The organism is Flavicella sediminum (assembly GCF_006381105.1).
Taxonomy (GTDB): domain Bacteria; phylum Bacteroidota; class Bacteroidia; order Flavobacteriales; family Flavobacteriaceae; genus Flavicella; species Flavicella sediminum.
This window is the reverse complement of sequence record NZ_VDET01000017.1, coordinates 1-1643: the sequence shown is the minus strand read 5'-3', so window position 1 is coordinate 1643 and position 1643 is coordinate 1. Positions and strand designations below refer to the sequence as shown.

The window sequence follows — 1643 nt, the reverse complement described above, 5'->3', positions numbered from 1 at the left end:
AATTACACAATTAAAGCTAACGGTTTTATATAAGGTTAGTGTGGGAGTTTGAAAATTCGTGAATTTTCAGCCGAGCCACTAAGCTTATACTTATTTAGTGTTTTTATCTTGTCGACCTAAAAATAGATAAATAAGTTTAAGCGGACTTTATAAATAAACCAAAACTTTGGGAAAACCATAAAAACCCACATTAATTTTATACGGTGTTGCCTAACGTTTTTTTTAGTAGAAATAATTTCCAGTTAATCCTATTGATGTTATAATTCCGCTTTTGATACCAAATGATATAGAACTATAATCTAATAGAAAATAAATTTCATTCTTTTTTTCAGTGTATTTATATTTACTAATGATTGTTTTTAAATTATCAACAGGGTCTCCAACGTTTAATTTTTTATTTCCTATTTTGAAAGAAATGTTATGATTTGTTAGATAAAACTCAGGAAGTTTTTTGTCCCATATCTGCAGTGATAATTTTCCTGTTTGATCTTTAAATTCAAAATTCCAATAAGTTTCTTGTCCGCCAGTATTTTCGTCAGCAATCTTATTTTCTTTTTTACTGATTTTAGTTTCTATATTTTGTTCTATTCTTTCTAAGGTGTAGTTTTCAGGTGTATTTCCACAAGCAATTAAGTTTATTTTTAGATTATCTAGATATATGTTATTTTGGCAATTATTCATTGCTGTAATTTCTTTTTTAGGAGAATCAATTTTATCAGATTTTTTTTTGGACTCACAAGAAAGCATGATGAAAAATATTCCGATAAAAAACAGTGATTTTTTTTTCATAATGTTTGGCAACGGTTTTGTATAAGGTTAGTGTGGGAGTTGATAATCATAGAATTATCAGCCTAACACTAAGCTTATACTTATTTTGTGTTTTTATCATTGTCGACCTAAAAATACTCAAATAAGTATGAGTGACATAATAAATAAACACAAACCTTTGAAGTAAACAATAAAAACCCACATTAACTTTATGCGGTGTTGGCAGCTGGTTTTATTTTTTTTCGGTACAAAAATCTTTCTCCAGAATCTGGGTCTCCGATAAAATACCAAATTATAATTCCATCGTCTTGTAAATATAAATCATATGAAGTTGTCATTCCATTTTTATACAGATCGCTTTTGTCAAATCTAATATTTAAAACCCATTTCTCTCCTTTAAAGTCTTTTCCAATTCTCCACGTTCCCTTTGTATTCACAAACTTTTCGTCAGTTTGGTCAAACACATTGATATAATTCGGCAAGTTGGTTATTTTAAAAGTTCCGTTCTCCTTTAAATTTAGTTCAATTTTTTTCTTTTCATATCCTTTTTGCTCATTTAATTCATAACTGAATTTATCCACTTCCCAAATTCCAATCATTTCCGATTGAGTTGGTTCTTCAGTCAAATTTTTAGTTGTTATTCCGTTTACAGGACTAACATTAAAATATCTGCAACTGGTTAAACTCAAAACAATAATTAGAGATAAAATTCTTTTCATTTTCGGTTTTTCAATTCGCGTTCTGCCATATGTATTATCCTTGTATAGCTTGACCTTTTTTTGATATAATTAGTATCGTTCGAATACTTTTTTTTAGCCGTTTAGAAGGCAAAAAAAGAATTAGAACTACTGATTGTTTAAATATTAAGTTCGGGT

2 protein-coding genes are annotated in these 1643 nt (G+C 28.3%); both read right to left on the bottom strand.

Annotated features, from left to right (window positions below; genetic code table 11):
• Window positions 1-222: 222 nt before the first annotated feature.
• A complete protein-coding gene (locus tag FGM02_RS14710; RefSeq protein WP_139959259.1) occupies window positions 223-789 on the bottom strand; it encodes a hypothetical protein in 567 nt (188 codons plus the stop codon).
• 188 nt (window positions 790-977) lie between these two features.
• Window positions 978-1487: a hypothetical protein gene (locus FGM02_RS14705; RefSeq protein ID WP_139959258.1), complete on the bottom strand. Its 510-nt coding sequence runs from the start codon at window positions 1485-1487 to the stop codon at window positions 978-980.
• Window positions 1488-1643: the final 156 nt, after the last annotated feature.